The organism is Pseudomonas sp. WT-JTC (assembly GCF_056711565.1).
In genome coordinates this window covers 4,738,111-4,753,705 of the sequence record NZ_CM160042.1, presented here as the reverse complement: position 1 = coordinate 4,753,705, position 15,595 = coordinate 4,738,111, and the positions used below count along the sequence as shown (strand labels likewise).

Genomic DNA, 15,595 nt, shown 5'->3' with positions numbered 1-15,595 from the left:
GGACTCGACCATGCTCAACAATCGCCTGAAAGACCCCAGCCTGCTGGTAGAACTCGCTTACATCGACGGTCAGTGGATCAGCGCCGACAACGCCGCCACCCTGGACGTTATCGACCCGGCCAGCGGCCAGTTGCTCGCCCGCGTACCCGCGATGCAAGGCAGCGAAACCCGACGCGCCATCGACGCTGCCGAACGCGCTTGGCCGGCCTGGCGCGCACGCCCGGCGGCAGAACGGGCGGCGCTGCTGGAACGCTGGTATCAGGCGATGATCGACAACCTGGACGATCTCGCGTTGATCATGACCTGCGAGCAAGGCAAGCCGCTGAATGAAGCCAAGGGCGAGGTCCGCTATGGCGCCAGTTTCGTCAAATGGTTCGCCGAAGAAGCCCGTCGGGTTTACGGCGAAACCATCCCGGCACCCAGCGGCGACCGCCGCCTGCTCACGCTTAAGCAGCCGGTTGGCGTCTGCGCCGCGATCACCCCGTGGAACTTCCCCAACGCGATGATCACCCGCAAATGCGCACCCGCTTTGGCGGCCGGCTGCCCGGTCATCGTCAAACCCTCGGATCTGACTCCACTGTCCGCCCTGGCTCTGGCGGTGCTCGCCGAGCGCGTCGGCATTCCGGCCGGGGTGTTCAACGTAGTGACCGGTATGCCCGCCGGCATCGGCGAAGAACTGACCGGCAACCCGACGGTGCGCAAGATCTCCTTCACCGGTTCCACCGCTGTCGGCCGGCTGCTGATGCGCCAGAGCGCCGAACACATCAAGCGCTTGAGTCTGGAACTGGGCGGTAATGCTCCGTTCATTGTGTTCGACGACGCTGATCTGGAGCAGGCAGTGGCGGGCATCATGCTCAGCAAGTTCCGCAACGCTGGCCAGACCTGCGTTTGCGCTAACCGGATTCTGGTGCAGGACGGGATCTACGAGCGCTTCGCCCAGCGCCTGGTGGAGGAGGTGGGCAAACTCAAGGTCGGCAATGGCCTGGACGCCGACGTCACCATCGGTCCACTGATCAATGCGGCGGCGGTGAGCAAGGTTGCCCGGCATATCGACGATGCGTTGAGTCAGGGAGCCCGTCTGCTCTGTGGCGGCGTCCCCGAGGGCGACAGCCAGTTCGTCCAGCCGACGGTGCTCGGTGAGGCCCATGCCGGGATGTTGCTGGCCAACGAAGAAACTTTCGGCCCAGTCGCACCGCTGATGCGCTTTACCAGTGAAGAAGAAGCGCTGACCCTGGCCAATGCCACGCCTTATGGCTTGGGCGCCTATTTCTTCACCCAGGATTTGCGCCGTTCATGGCGCTTCGGTGAGGCGCTGGAGTTTGGCATGATCGGTCTCAACACCGGGCTCATCTCCATGGAAGTCGCCCCATTCGGCGGTATCAAACAATCGGGTCTGGGCCGTGAAGGCAGCAAATACGGCCTGGATGAATACCTGGAAGTCAAAGCCTTCCACATCGGTGGGCTGTGATCCGGTCACCGTTTGAACAGGATATTGAGGAGCCACGATTGATGAGTAAACCATTCAGAATCGCCGCGATTGCCGGCGATGGTATCGGCAAGGAAGTCTTGCCTGAAGGGCTGCGGGTACTGGAGCAGGCCGCGAAGAAATGGCAGCTGGACTTGAGCATCGAAGTGCTCGATTGGGCCCACTGCGATTACTATCTGGAACACGGGCAGATGATGCCTGCCGACTGGTTCGAACAACTCAAGGGCTTCGATGCGATTTACTTTGGCGCCGTGGGCTGGCCAGATAAAGTGCCGGATCACATTTCCCTGTGGGGTTCGCTGCTGAAGTTTCGCCGTGACTTCGATCAATACGTGAATATCCGTCCGGTGCGGCTGTTTCCTGGTGTGCCGTGCCCGCTGGCCGGGCGCGAAGCCGGGGACATCGATTTCGTGGTGATCCGCGAGAACACCGAGGGCGAGTATTCGTCGGTCGGCGGCAAGATGTTCGAAGGCACCGAGCATGAGTTCGTGCTGCAGGAGTCGGTGTTCACCCGGCGCGGCGTGGACCGGATTCTCAAGTTCGCTTTCGATCTGGCCCAGACCCGGCCGCGCAAACGTCTGACTGCGGCCACCAAGTCCAACGGCATTTCCATCAGCATGCCTTATTGGGACGAGCGCACCGCGCTAATGGCGCAGCATTACCCGGAGGTCAGCTGGGACAAGCAACACATCGACATTCTCTGTGCACGCTTCGTGTTGCAGCCGGATCGTTTCGATGTGGTGGTGGCGTCGAATTTGTTTGGCGACATTCTGTCCGACCTGGGGCCTGCCTGCGCCGGGACCATCGGCATCGCCCCCTCTGCCAACCTCGATCCGGAGCGGCGCTTTCCCTCGCTGTTCGAACCGGTCCATGGCTCGGCGCCGGATATCTATGGACAGAACATCGCTAACCCGATTGCGATGATCTGGTCCGGTGCCTTGATGCTGGACTTCCTGGGCAATGGCGATGAGCGCTACCGTGCGGCCCATGACGGCATTCTCAAGGCTATCGAGCAGGTCATCTCCGAGGGGCCGATCACCCCTGATTTGGGTGGACAAGGCTCGACCCAGGATGTCGGTATGGCCATCGCTGCGGCGCTTTAACTCCAGATAACAACAGGTCGGCAGGAGAGCTCCACTCATTCCTGTGTATCACCCTTCTAGCCCGTCTCACTGCGGGCTTTTTTTATCGCGCGCAAATACCCCTCTGACAGTCTCTGCTCAAAGTGGCCTACCGGGCGCCTGCGCAGTGGAACCGCTTCGAACGGCTCTTTCCAGTATTGCGAAGGGCCAGCGAAGAGGGATCAAAGGAATGTGAAGGAAGTTGAGTATGCGGATGTTATTGATGGTTTTGGTGGGCTGCGCTATGCACGCCAAGAGTTGGGCGGGGTCCCCCATAGACGTGGTCATTCTCTGTGACGCCGGCTACCCGCCTTATAGCTATGCCGAGGGTGATGAGGCCAAGGGGCTTTACACCGATATTCTGCGCACCGCCTTTACCCGCATGCCGGAATATAACGTGCACATTCGTCCTGTGCCTTGGGCGCGCGGTCTGGCGGAAGTGGCCAGCGGCCGCGCCTTTGCTCTTTATCCACCCTACCATCGACCCAGCGCACGGCCCTGGATGGACTTCTCGCGGCCTATATTGAGGGAGAAGGTAGTCGTCTTTGTGCGAGCAGAATTGGCGCGAATACGACCGGTCGAACACTTCCCGTTCGGCTATAGCGGTCTGCGTATTGGCGTGAACAGAGGGTTCATGAGCATTGACGACCAGGACTACCAAAGCATGCTCGCTACAGGGGCCCTGAAGCAGAGTTATGCCAACGACAATCGTAGCAACCTGGCCAGGCTCTATCATGGACGAATAGATGTCTATATCAATGACCGCCTTTCGGTCCAATGGGAACTTGAGCAGATGCAACGCGAGGGCGTCTTTGCCCAGAACGATCTCAACTGGCTAGTCGAAGGACCTTGGCTCTCCGGTGAGGCGGGGTACCTTGGTTATACCCGGCTCAATGCTTCGGCTTATCCTTACAAGCCCCAGTTCATGCAGCGTCTCGATAAGGTTCTGGCGGAGTTGGAGCGTGATGGCAGCATCGAGCGCCTGACAAAGAATTACGATTTGGTTAACCCTTTGTACTCCTCGGGTGATGGCATCTAGCAGCGGTGGGGGGAACACACCCAAGCTGCCTTCAGGGGCCACTGCCTCTGCGGGTCTCAAGTGTATCCCCTGGCCCGCCGGGGTTACCTGCTTGCAACCACCTGCTTTAGCGCCTCAACAAAGCGGCTTAGATCGCTCTTCTTCGTGTAGATGCTCGGCGACACCCGAAGTCCGCTGATGTGCCTGATCTGGCGGAACTTGACATGCACCTGGTGGGTTTTTCGAAGCTCCTGTTCAACCCATCGAGCATCACATTGATCGATAGAGAACAGGCTTACTGCGCCCAGCTCGACGGTATCAAGTGGCGTGTGGAGCCTGAAACCAGGAATGTCTTTGGCGAGGTCAACCCAGTAGCGGGTCAGCTCCTGTAGGCGTGCGTGAATGACTCGCGTGCCGATTTGTGTATGGAAACGGATAGCCGGGGCAATGCCCGCCTGTATCGCCGAGTTATAGGTGCCGAGATTCCAGTGGTCGAATTTGTCGATTTGAAGCGGCGGCGGATCGAAAGGCCCCAGCAACGGCCAAGTGCTGTCGATTCGGTCGCGCCTGACAATTAGCATGCCATTGCCGACCGGCGCCCCCAGCCATTTGTGGAGGCTGGTGATGAAGTAGTCGCAATCCAGTTCGCGGAAGCTGAGCGGCATCTGCGCAAACGTCTGGGCACCGTCCACCACAGTGACAATTGCCCGCGCTCTGGCTAGCGCACAGATGCGCTTGACCGGCAGGACTCGCCCGGTCCAATGAAGCATGTGGGTCAGCTGGATCACCCGTGTACGCGGGGTAATTGCCTGTGCATACGCTTGCACGATGACATTCTCATCGTCCATCAGGTCGAAGTCGACGGTCACCACTTCGATGCCTTCGCGCTGCTGACGCTGCAACCATCCGGCTATTACGCTCGGATAGTCCCACAGTGAGACCAGCACTTGGTCGCCGGCCTTCAATGGAATGCCGAAGATGGCTGTCGACAAGCCTTCGGATGAGTTGCGGTTCAGGGCGATCTCATCGGGATCGCAATCGGCCATGTCAGCCAGCTGTTGCTTGATCGTGGGGAGCTCGGCGTCGAGCTTGCTCCACATATTGACGTCCGGGTTGTGGCTGATCAGCCGATAGGCATCAATCATAGCCTGCTCTACCACCAGCGGTGGCGGACTCACTGCCGCGTTGTTCAGGTTCAATAAGGGGCGCTGCTCAGGATAGGCTGCGCACACGCGCTCCCAGAATGCTTCCTCAGTGACAGACTTGTCTGACATCAGCTGCACTTCCATTCTCGCTTCTCACCTCTGTTTGAATTGTTTACTTGGGCTTGGGCATTCGCCACGCCGACGAGCTTCAATGGCACGATTAGTGATCTCTTCAGAGCTGTCTGGACCACCAATAGCCGTTCGCTAAAGACGATATAGATTAGGGGTTAGTATTTTTTTACCGAGTCTTCGAGCGTGCGTGCCTGAGCGTCAATGGGTGGGTCCCTGGGCTGCTCAGTGACTGGCTTATCGTCGCCCATGGATTTGCGGAACCCCCTTATCGTGTCGCCGAGATCTGACCCCAAGCCTTTCAGGCGCCTGGTTCCGAACAGCATGATCACGATCAACAGGATGATCAGGAGTTTTCCGGTACTGAAGCCACCCAATCCCATTGTCTGTACTCCGCAAGCGATTGATCTGTTTTGTGGTGGGCCGGTGAAGGAGAAATCCATCTGCGGCGCTAAGGCGGTTCGAGTTACTTGACGACGTAGAACTTGCGCACATAGGTGCTGCTGTTCCAGGCGCATGGTGCGCCTCGGGGCACGAACACTGTATCGCCAGTGTTGACCGTCAGATGCGTCCCGTCCGCTATCTGGAGGGTCACACTGCCTTCGAGCAGGTTCATCAGTTCATGCAGCATGTGCGGCCTCGCCTTGCGGGTATAGGGTGTCGAGTCCCAGACGCCGATACGCAGGTTGGTCGCTTCTTCGACAAACACATTGTGCGAGCGACATTGAGGTGCCGGGCTTAGCAGGATTTCTGCATCCGGTGCTGCCGAGGGAGATAGCAGGGTTAGCGGGGGGAGAGGCGTTAATCCGGGATTGCACGCGGCAACGAGCTGAGTATCGGCGCAGAATGCCCAGAGAGAGTTGGGTTGCGCTTCGACTTGAAGAGATGTACCCCGGGCAATCACTGCGCTATCACCGGGATTGAGTTGGAGCGTGCCATCCTGACTCTGCAGGGTGACTTGTCCTGTGTGTACCACGATCATTTCGCTGTAGGGATATTCATTGACGCTGAATTGTCCACTCGCCTGGACCACGCCGGCAGCAATGTCATCCGTCCCGACATATGCAATGTGTCTGTCGAACGGATCGTTGGCCCCTAGCGAGCCGGGGGTAAATTTTGTTGAAACGGGGCTGCCATCGGCGTGTGCCAGCAGCACTGCAGTGAGCTCTTGCATGAAGGAGTTGCTCCAGAAATATGCGTCGTGTGGCGTTGTATGGATTTGCGGGGGGGGGTAGTCAGCCGATGGCCTGAGTCACCAGCGCAAACTGGCGGACTGCGCCGATAGCCTGCGGTGGGGTGCCACGAACCATTTGCGCAACGGTGTCGACCTGCTTCAGCCCGGCTTCTTCCAGCCAAGGGGCCAGTCCGCTATCGGACGGTATATCCATGCGCACGAATGCGTCCGGAACTCGGGCCAACAACACCGCGATCAAGTGCTTGGCCTGCTCTGGACTTTCCGCGATGACCGGGCCGATGCAGCGACCACGGCCGAATGGGCGCAGCATGGCGAAGGCGCGTAGCTGACCCTCGCGCTCGATGCCGACCGAGTGTTCGACAACATCGAATAGATCATTGAGCACGGCGTGCCTGTTCAGGCCGCTGCCGTCGTTGGCCAGTACGACTTGATCGTTTCTATCGGCTTCGGTCAGCGGACGGCAGCGCTCATCGGCTGGAAGAACATTTGGTACAGGGGAGAGCGCATGCCCCTGATGTTGTTGAATATGTCCAAAGTCAATGAATCCCTGGCTGGCATAAAGTGGGGCACCGGCCAGCGTCGCATTGAGCATGGCGGTACGTGATCCGCAAGCCTCAAGTGCCAGTTCCATCAGCTTGCGACCGATACCCTGGCCCTGGTACTCATCACTGACGATCACCAGGCCGATAGTGGCGTAATCTCCCTGCGCACAGGTGAACGCGGTACCTATCAGGCGACCTCCATCTTCTACGACAAAACCCTGCGCGATGCGCTGCAACATGGCCCATTCCTCCAGGCGGTGGGGCCATTTCAGCTGTACGGACAAGGCGTGGGCCAACGGCACATCGGCCGTGGTCATGGGGCGATAGCTATACGTAGGGCGTTGCGAGTTGGACATGACAGATCTCCGTATACAGGGAGCGTGACCGGTCGGATTTCTCCGTGGAAAGTATTTGTATCTCACCTGCTGCGAGGCCTGACAAGAGGCCTCCATTGATTCGGTAGATTCTTTAAGCGATAGCTTTGCAGGCCACATTTACTGCTCAAATGAGAAGCAGTATCGGCAGCAAATACTGGATCGACTTTCAGGATGCGGAGCAAAGCAAAAGCCACTTCTGATGGGGAGATTGGAAAAAAAGGCGCCCGGATGGGCGCCTCAAGGTAAAGGGAGCGTGGAGCAGACCTTCAATAAAACCGGCCGGCCCACAGGTAAACCGGCCAGGACCTAACGTTACAGAATGCTCAGCGGGTACTCGATGATCAGGCGGACTTCGTCGATATCGCTCTCAAACGAGGTCGCGCGATGCGTAGCCTGGCGCACGCGGAAGGACAGGTCCTTGGCGGCCCCTGCCTGGACCACGTATTTGGCTTCCAGGTCACGCTCCCACTCCTTCTGGTCGTCGCCCACCTTGTTGGCATAGGCACCGTGCGGATCGGCCTTGGTGCCATCGATTTGATCACCTTTGACATAGCGGGCCATGAAGCTCAGCCCCGGTATGCCGAACGTGGCCATATTCAGGTCATAACGAGCCTGGATGGAGCGCTCGTTGGGGGCGTTGAAGTCGGAGTACTGAATCGAGTTGGCCAACCAGATCGAGTCCACACCGATGTAGTCGAAATACTCGTCGCCATCGATCTTCTGATAAGCCAGGGTGAACTTGTGGGCCCCCAAGGAATAGGCCGCCTTTGCCGACCAGCTCGTGGTGTCCAGTTTACCGGCACGCGCTTCGCCTTGGTCCTGGGTCTTATAGGCTGTCAAGCCAAAATTCATCGATTGCTGATCAGTCAGAGGGATCGTATAGGAGGCACTGCCGAAGTGCTGACGCCAGACATTGACTGCCTCACTGGTGTACGCCATCAGGCTGAGGTTGCTGTTGACTTTATAGGTGCCGCCAATGAAGTCGACGCTGTCAGCTTCGGTCCCACCGTAAGTGGTGAGCAGTTTGTCATCGGAGTTGGTCGAGGCTCGATTGTTGAATGCGGTGAAGTGGCCAGCCTCGAAAGAAACTGCGTCGAACTCTTTGCTCGACAGTTGGAAGCCGGTAGCGGTTTCCGGCAGTAAGCGGTTGTCGCCGGTGGCGAATACCGGAGCGGTCGGGCGTTGTTCGCCGTACTTCAGCACGGTAGAGGAAATGCGCATTTTCACTGCGCCGCCGATCTCGCCGTAGCTGTCCGGCACTTCAGCTTCGGCGGTGCGGTTGTTGCTGATCGGCAGCAGGCCATTGCCGGCCCGGCCGCGGCCAGTGTCCAGTTTGACCCCGCCGTACGCGTAGGCATCGGTGCCGAAACCGATGGTGCCCTGGGTGAAACCAGAGGCGAAGTTGAGCATGGCCCCCTGTGCCCACTCCTCGCGAAAGCCATTGCGCTCGCTGGCCGGCTTGGAGCCGTTAGTACCTTGGCTATTGCTGCCGCCATTGCGGAAGTCGCGATTCATATAGAAATTACGATTGAGCAACCCGAGGCTGCTGTCTTCAATGAAGCCATTGGCTTCCTGTTGCTGACCAGCTATTGCCAGTTGCGTGGTGGCGGCAATGACAGCCAAGGAGAGAGAGCTAAGTTTTGCGATGTTCATCGCTTACTCCATGAGTTCTTATTAGTGTTCGTTGCCTGCGCGGCAAGCAACGCTCTTGCGGCAGCTCAGGTAAACCACTGCGAAGTAAACCCGGGAGAGTCCTGTCGATCAGCGCCTTACGGTGGACTTGACCAGCAGTCGGGGCTGCGCAGCGGTGGCTGTATCGCAGTTACGGCGAGACCTGACAATGGGGTGCAGTCAATTCGGTAGATTGCATAAGTTGCGACTTCACGAGCCGCAATAACTACTCAATCGGGGAGGGGGATCAGCAGCAAATGTCGGCTGATTTTTTTGGGTGGGTATGCACAAAAACAGCAAAGTGGGATGAATAACTGGTTTGCTTTGTATAGCGCCAGATTTGCCTCAGAGAAGTAAAAAATCTGGCGCCGGTTGGTTGTTACCGGTGGGTTGGCAGTCGTTGGTCAGTAACTTCGCTCGCGGTCAACCTGGCCAAGCATTGACTCACCGCGTTGATGACGGCGGATATTTTCCAGCAACACGCTAAACGCACTTTCCGGTTGGGTCATCGCAGCGATATGCGGTGTCAGCAATATCTGCGGGTGGTGCCAGAAGGGATGGTCCGGCGCCGCTGGCTCCTGTTGCAGTACGTCTAGCACCGCCGCGCTGAGCTGGCCGCTGGCCAAAGCCTCAAGCAGATCCTCTTCTATCAGGTGCCCACCCCTTCCCATGTTGACCAAGGCAGCGCCTTTGGGGAGGTGCTGGAACAACTGACGGTTGAGAATCCCTTTGGTCTGCTCGGTCAATGGCAGGACACAAAGCACTATGTCGCACTGACGGAGGAAAGCTGGAAGTTGTTCGGTACCCGCAAAGCAATCCACCCCGGCAATGTGATGCTCGCTGCGTGCCCAGCCCGATAAATCGAATCCAAAGGTCTGCAAGGTGGCCAGAATCTGTTGAGCTTGTGTGCCGAGCCCCATGACACCTACTCGACGTTTGGCTGCCGGTTGCAGCAAGTGAGCCTGCCAGCACCGAGCCATTTGTTGCTGGCGATAACGGAGCATATCCCGGTGCAGGCTAAGCACCGCAAAACTGGCGTACTCGCACATGCCCCGAGTGATGCTCGGGTCGAGTAAACGTACCACCGGCAGGGTCGTTGGCAGGCGGTCAAGGTCAAGTTGGTCGACCCCGGCTGACAAGGCGAACAGTACCTGCAGGTTTGGCAACAATGTTTCGAGATCATCCGGCGCCTGCCAGGCCGCCAGGTAGCGAATATCCTTCGGATCGCCGATGTCCGGCCAGGCACGCCATTCGATTTCCGGAGCGTGCTCAGCGAATAGACACTTCCATTGTTCGCCGCGCACCGGGTCAGCTTTATAGAGCAGGGCCATGGGTAGCTTCTCGCATTAAGTAGGGAGTATCCAGCATGCCCGAGTGGCAGAGCAGGATATGTCGAAAGAATCTGCTTAAACGCATAACGTTGCGTTGTATGGGGCGCATGTCGGCAGATTCCATGGGGCTGGCTACAGCTGAAGGATTCTGCTGTTTACGGGGGTGAAAACAGTCGATCCGAATTTCTCAGAGGCCAAGTTCGGCTTAGACAATTGCGTCGAAAGCTTAACCTTTGGAACACATTGCAGCCGTTTCCCGGTTGCCAGGTTCACTATGGGAGATGCCATGAACAGTAAAGTCGAAGAAACCCCGAGTTTGCTCCGTCAGCGCGATCAATTCGTGCCACGGGGTTTGGTCACGGCACACCCGTTGGTCATCGACCGGGCCCAGGGTTCTGAGGTGTGGGACGTAGACGGGACGCGCTACCTGGACTTCGTCGGCGGCATTGGCGTTTTGAACATCGGTCACAATCACCCGAAGGTGGTCGCGGCAGTGCAGACTCAGTTGCAAAAGATCAGCCATGCTTGCTTCCAGGTGGTGGCCTACAAACCTTATATCGACCTGGTGCAGCGTTTGTGCGAGTTGGTGGGTGGTCAAGAAGCCTACAAGGCAGCGCTGTTTACCTCCGGTGCAGAGGCTGTGGAGAACGCGGTGAAGATCGCCCGCGCACATACCAATCGTCCAGCCGTTATCTCCTTTCGTGGCGGTTTCCATGGGCGTACTTTACTGGGTACGACGCTGACGGGCATGAGCCAACCCTACAAGCAGAACTTCGGGCCCTTCGCTCCCGAAGTCTTCCATACCCCATACCCTAACGCCTATCGCGGTTTCAGCAGCGAGATGGCGCTGCAAGCTCTGAACGAATTGCTGGCGACCCAAGTCGCTCCGGATCGGGTAGCTGCGATCATCATCGAGCCAGTGCAGGGCGATGGAGGCTTCCTTAGCGCGCCGCCGGAGTTTCTCCAGGCGCTGCGAGCTCTGACCGAACAACATGGCATCGTGCTCATTCTGGATGAAATTCAGACCGGTTTCGGCCGTACCGGCAAATGGTTCGGTTTCCAGCACGCCGGGATTCAGCCGGATCTGGTCACAGTCGCCAAGAGCCTCGCCGGTGGTTTGCCCATATCGGGTGTGGTGGGTCGTGCACACATCATGGACGCGCCATTACCTGGTGGTCTCGGTGGTACTTACGGCGGTAACGCCCTGGCTTGTGCAGCGGCGTTGGCGGTGATCGAAACTTACGAACAGGATCAGTTGCTCGAGCGTGGTGAGGTATTGGGCGAGCGGCTGCGTCAGGGCCTGCTGCGCTTGCAGGCACGTCACCCTCGTATTGGTGACGTGCGCGGCACCGGCTTCATGCTGGCAATCGAATTGATCAAGGACGATGAGGTCCGCAGCCCCGATGCAGAGCTCACCCAACAACTGATCGATCAGGCCAGGGTTGGCGGGCTGTTGGTGATCAAATGCGGGGTGTACCGAAATGTGCTGCGCTTCCTTGCTCCTCTGGTAACCGAAGAAAATCAGATCGACGAAGCGCTGACAATTCTTGAAGCGGCATTGTTGCGAGTGTTGGATTAATCTCAGGTCTCGGTTGGCGCAATGTAGCAATGCGCCGACCGAGGGCATTTAGAGCACATGGATTGATGAATGCATCATGGGAGGCTACACACCATGTACCTGACTGATTATCGTGCACTGCTGATCGATTGCGACGAAGTCCTGGTCGATCGGGATTCCGGTATCTGGACGGCCCTGCAACCTTTGCTCGAAAACCATCCGGGCATGCCAGGCAGGGAAGAGGTATTGGCTGAGTTTGACGAGGCGGAGCGCACGCTCTATCCACGTTTTTCCGAGCTGGGCTTCAGTGGCTTGTTGTGCTTTGCCCATCGTCAGCTGGCAGAGCGTTTTGGGCTCAAGGCCAGTTGGGAAGAGGGTATGAGTTTCGCCCGTTCGGCATGCAACTGGTCGCTGTTCGAGGACGCGCCCGGTGCCATGCTGTATCTGCGCAAATTCTATCGGCTGCTGGTGTACTGCGATCGTGATGCCGAGGATCGCGAACAGCTCTGCGAGCGTTTGGGGATCCTGCCCGAAGACTTGCATCCCCGAGCCAGTAATCCATTGGAGGACAGCGAATGGTTGCTGGCCAACAACCTGGAGCCCAAAAATATTCTGCAGGTTTCCAGGCCTCCTGCGCAGCCGCCAAAAGCAGCTGGTTTGTGCCTGATCCGTCGTGGCCATGAGAATTATACTCAGGAATATTCAGCAGAATTTTACATCACTAGCATGGCTGACCTGGTCGCTCAGCATCAGCTATCTTTGCGACGTTGAGTTTGCTAAAACCACTGTCTAACTGAACGGCAATCAAGAGGTACCCGATGGAAGGTTTAATTAAACTAGACCGAATTGATATCAGTATCCTGGTTGAACTTCAAAAAGACGGCCGAATGACCAACGTCAGTCTGGCCGATGCGGTGGGGCTGTCATCCAGCCCATGCTTACAGCGGGTAAAGCGGCTTGAGTCGGCCGGCTATATTTCCGGGTATAGAGCTCATCTAAACCTTGCCAAGATCACCGATTCGGTCACGGTATTTACTGAGATCACGCTCAGCGACCATAAACGTGAGGACTTCGCCAAGTTTGAATCCAATATTCGTTTGGTCGATGAGGTACTTGAGTGCCATTTAGTCAGTGGCGGTTACGATTACCTGGTGCGCTTCATGACCTGCAGTATTCAGCATTATCAGGAAGTAATCGAAGGGCTGCTGGACAAGAATATCGGTATCTCCAAGTACTTCAGTTATATCGTAATTAAATCCCCAGTACTTAAAGATGGGGTCCCGCTGCGTCGGCTATTACGTCACTGATGCCACTCCGGTCACTTCATGTCTGCTGATTTCCCTGGCGGCTTAATCTCGAATGCCAATGAGACGGATATTGGTGCAATTATTTGTGCATTTAGCACTTTTATTTGAAAGTAAGAGCTATTAAGTGAGAATGGGGATTCATAGCATTAATCGCAATTCCTGCCGGCTCTTGATGTGCTTGGTATCTTCTCGAAGTTGAAGTGACCAAGGACAACGTCATCCAGTCCGGCACCCGGCTGATGAACATTCCGCAGAATAGCTTCAGCCTGCTCAAAGTCTACGAGTTCCAGGATGGCGCGTTCAAGGGGCTGGGGCTTGGCACCGGGCTCAAGTATGTCGATGAACGCGCAGGGCAGACAGCCAACATGGCGTTTTCGATGGGCAGCTACACGGTTGTCGATCTACTGAGCTACTACAAGGTCAACGACCGGATCAGGCTTAACCTGGATGTGAAGAACCTGACTGACGAAGATTATGAGGAAGGCGCTTTCGGCAATGTCTACGCCTATCCAGGGGCGCCGAGAACCGTACAGGTTGGTATTTCATACACCTTGTAGGGAGAACTTTCCTGGGGCGCGCGCGAGGGGTATTGCTCAGCCGCTTCTGGATATGACTTGTCGTTAAAAGAGCACAACACCATCACGGACTGGCTTGAGACGTCGGCTGTAGCGCTTGCGAGCCGTGCACGTTTAATCAGTGCCAAACATTTAACAAAAACAACTATTCCACCGAGGTAAGAAAGATGAGTGCGGCTTCCCTGTATCCCGTTCGTCCCGAGGTTCTGGCCAATACGCTGACCGACGAGGCGACCTACAAGGCCATGTACCAGCAGTCGGTCGTCAACCCGGACGGCTTCTGGCGCGAGCAAGCCAAGCGCCTCGACTGGATCAAGCCTTTCACCACGGTGAAGCAGACTTCCTTCGACGATCACCATGTCGACATCAAATGGTTCGCCGACGGCACCCTGAACGTTTCCTACAACTGCCTGGACCGTCATCTGGCCGAGCGCGGCGATCAGGTCGCGATCATCTGGGAGGGCGATGACCCTGCCGAAAGCCGCAACATCACTTACCGTGAACTGCACGAGCAAGTCTGCAAGTTCGCCAACGCCCTGCGTGGCCAGGACGTGCACCGCGGCGACGTGGTGACTATCTATATGCCGATGATCCCCGAAGCCGTGGTCGCCATGCTGGCCTGTACCCGGATCGGTGCGATTCACTCGGTGGTGTTCGGCGGGTTCTCGCCGGAAGCCCTGGCCGGTCGCATCATCGACTGCCGCTCGAAAGTGGTGATCACGGCCGACGAAGGCATTCGTGCCGGCAAGAAGATCCCGCTCAAGGCCAACGTCGACGACGCACTGACCAACCCGGAAACCAGCAGCATCCAGAAAGTCATCGTGTGCAAGCGCACCGGTGGCGACATCAAGTGGAACCAGCATCGCGACATCTGGTTCGAGGACCTGATGAAAGTGGCCGGCACCGTTTGCGCGCCGAAAGAGATGGGCGCCGAAGAAGCGCTGTTCATCCTGTACACCTCCGGTTCCACCGGCAAGCCGAAGGGGGTGCAGCACACCACCGGCGGCTACTTGCTGTACGCGGCCATGACCCACGAGCGCGTGTTCGACTATCGTCCGGGTGAAATCTACTGGTGCACCGCCGACGTCGGCTGGGTCACCGGCCACAGTTATATCGTCTACGGCCCGCTGGCCAACGGCGCGACCACGCTGCTGTTCGAAGGCGTGCCGAACTACCCGGACATCACCCGGGTGGCGAAGATCGTCGACAAGCACAAGGTCAACATCCTCTACACCGCACCGACCGCGATCCGCGCCATGATGGCCTCGGGCACGGCGGCTGTCGAAGGCGCTGACGGCAGCAGCCTGCGCCTGTTGGGTTCGGTCGGCGAGCCGATCAACCCGGAAGCCTGGGACTGGTACTACAAGAACGTCGGCCAATCCCGTTGCCCGATCGTCGATACCTGGTGGCAGACCGAAACCGGCGGCAACATGATGAGCCCGCTGCCGGGTGCTCACGCCCTCAAGCCTGGCTCTGCGGCGCGTCCGTTCTTCGGCGTGGTGCCGGCGCTGGTGGACAACCTGGGCAACATCGTCGAGGGCGAGGCCGAGGGTAACCTGGTGATTCTCGATTCGTGGCCAGGCCAGGCGCGGACGCTGTATGGCGACCACGACCGCTTCGTCGACACTTACTTCAAGACGTTCCGCGGCATGTACTTCACCGGTGACGGCGCCCGTCGTGATGCCGATGGTTACTACTGGATCACCGGTCGCGTGGACGACGTGCTCAACGTGTCCGGCCACCGCATGGGTACCGCCGAGATCGAAAGCGCGATGGTCGCTCACCCGAAAGTCGCCGAAGCCGCTGTGGTCGGTGTGCCGCACGACATCAAGGGGCAGGGCATCTATGTCTACATCACCCTGATCGCTGGCGAAGAGCCGAGCGAGCAACTGCGCCTGGAGCTGAAAAACTGGGTGCGTAAAGAGATTGGTCCGATTGCTTCGCCGGATGTCATCCAGTGGGCGCCGGGGCTGCCGAAGACCCGCTCGGGCAAGATCATGCGCCGGATTCTGCGCAAGATTGCCACGGCTGAGTATGAGGGGTTGGGGGATATTTCGACCCTGGCGGATCCGGGTGTGGTGCAGCATTTGATCGACACCCACAAAACCATGAGCGCTTCATAAACTACAAAAAAGCCATG

13 protein-coding genes and 1 pseudogene are annotated in these 15,595 nt (G+C 57.8%); 8 read left to right on the top strand and 6 right to left on the bottom strand.

Translation table 11 applies throughout. The features are described 5' to 3' along the window. The first annotated feature begins 10 nt into the window (after nucleotides 1–10). The 3 genes from AC06G5_RS21495 (at nucleotide 11) to AC06G5_RS21485 (ending at nucleotide 3,646) form a co-directional block, all read left to right on the top strand. Entirely contained in the window at nucleotides 11–1,468 is a 1,458-nt protein-coding gene (locus AC06G5_RS21495; RefSeq protein ID WP_413704314.1) for an NAD-dependent succinate-semialdehyde dehydrogenase, read from the top strand. A gap of 41 nt (nucleotides 1,469–1,509) precedes the next feature. Further along, entirely contained in the window at nucleotides 1,510–2,589 is a 1,080-nt protein-coding gene (locus AC06G5_RS21490) for a tartrate dehydrogenase (RefSeq protein ID WP_413704315.1), read from the top strand. A 226-nt stretch (nucleotides 2,590–2,815) separates the two neighbouring features. Continuing rightward, nucleotides 2,816–3,646, top strand: coding sequence for a substrate-binding periplasmic protein (locus AC06G5_RS21485; protein WP_413704316.1), 831 nt, complete (start codon nucleotides 2,816–2,818; stop codon nucleotides 3,644–3,646). 83 nt (nucleotides 3,647–3,729) lie between these two features. Here AC06G5_RS21485 and AC06G5_RS21480 read toward each other — a convergent pair whose 3' ends face one another. The 6 genes from AC06G5_RS21480 to AC06G5_RS21455 form a co-directional block, all read right to left on the bottom strand. After that, entirely contained in the window at nucleotides 3,730–4,914 is a 1,185-nt protein-coding gene (locus AC06G5_RS21480; protein WP_413704317.1) for an aminotransferase class V-fold PLP-dependent enzyme, read from the bottom strand. A 143-nt stretch (nucleotides 4,915–5,057) separates the two neighbouring features. Then, a complete protein-coding gene (gene tatA, locus AC06G5_RS21475) occupies nucleotides 5,058–5,282 on the bottom strand; it encodes a twin-arginine translocase TatA/TatE family subunit (RefSeq protein WP_008017102.1) in 225 nt (74 codons plus the stop codon). An 83-nt stretch (nucleotides 5,283–5,365) separates the two neighbouring features. Next, a complete protein-coding gene (locus AC06G5_RS21470) occupies nucleotides 5,366–6,073 on the bottom strand; it encodes a cupin domain-containing protein (protein WP_413704318.1) in 708 nt (235 codons plus the stop codon). Between the two features lie 61 nt (nucleotides 6,074–6,134). Continuing rightward, nucleotides 6,135–6,992 (bottom strand): GNAT family N-acetyltransferase, encoded by an 858-nt coding sequence (locus tag AC06G5_RS21465; protein ID WP_008017097.1) that lies wholly within the window; start codon nucleotides 6,990–6,992, stop codon nucleotides 6,135–6,137. A 333-nt stretch (nucleotides 6,993–7,325) separates the two neighbouring features. Continuing rightward, nucleotides 7,326–8,666 carry an OprD family porin gene (locus AC06G5_RS21460; RefSeq protein WP_413704319.1) on the bottom strand — a complete coding sequence of 447 codons (1,341 nt, stop codon included), beginning with the start codon at nucleotides 8,664–8,666 and terminating at the stop codon, nucleotides 7,326–7,328. Between the two features lie 422 nt (nucleotides 8,667–9,088). After that, a complete protein-coding gene (locus AC06G5_RS21455; protein ID WP_413704320.1) occupies nucleotides 9,089–10,015 on the bottom strand; it encodes a 2-hydroxyacid dehydrogenase in 927 nt (308 codons plus the stop codon). A gap of 286 nt (nucleotides 10,016–10,301) precedes the next feature. On the opposite strand from AC06G5_RS21455, the gene gabT reads away from it, so the two are divergent. The 5 genes and pseudogenes from gabT (at nucleotide 10,302) to acs (ending at nucleotide 15,578) form a co-directional block, all read left to right on the top strand. Continuing rightward, a complete protein-coding gene (gene gabT, locus AC06G5_RS21450; protein WP_413704321.1) occupies nucleotides 10,302–11,594 on the top strand; it encodes a 4-aminobutyrate--2-oxoglutarate transaminase in 1,293 nt (430 codons plus the stop codon). A 93-nt stretch (nucleotides 11,595–11,687) separates the two neighbouring features. Next, on the top strand, nucleotides 11,688–12,344 hold the full coding sequence (locus tag AC06G5_RS21445) for an HAD family hydrolase (protein ID WP_413704322.1): 657 nt from the start codon (nucleotides 11,688–11,690) through the stop codon (nucleotides 12,342–12,344). Nucleotides 12,345–12,391: 47 nt separating this feature from the next. After that, nucleotides 12,392–12,880, top strand: coding sequence for an Lrp/AsnC family transcriptional regulator (locus tag AC06G5_RS21440; RefSeq protein ID WP_008017091.1), 489 nt, complete (start codon nucleotides 12,392–12,394; stop codon nucleotides 12,878–12,880). 188 nt (nucleotides 12,881–13,068) lie between these two features. Next, nucleotides 13,069–13,437 (top strand): annotated as a pseudogene (locus AC06G5_RS21435) (TonB-dependent receptor domain-containing protein); the annotation flags it as partial. Nucleotides 13,438–13,622: 185 nt separating this feature from the next. After that, nucleotides 13,623–15,578: an acetate--CoA ligase gene (gene acs / locus AC06G5_RS21430; protein ID WP_480458280.1), complete on the top strand. Its 1,956-nt coding sequence runs from the start codon at nucleotides 13,623–13,625 to the stop codon at nucleotides 15,576–15,578. Nucleotides 15,579–15,595: the final 17 nt, after the last annotated feature.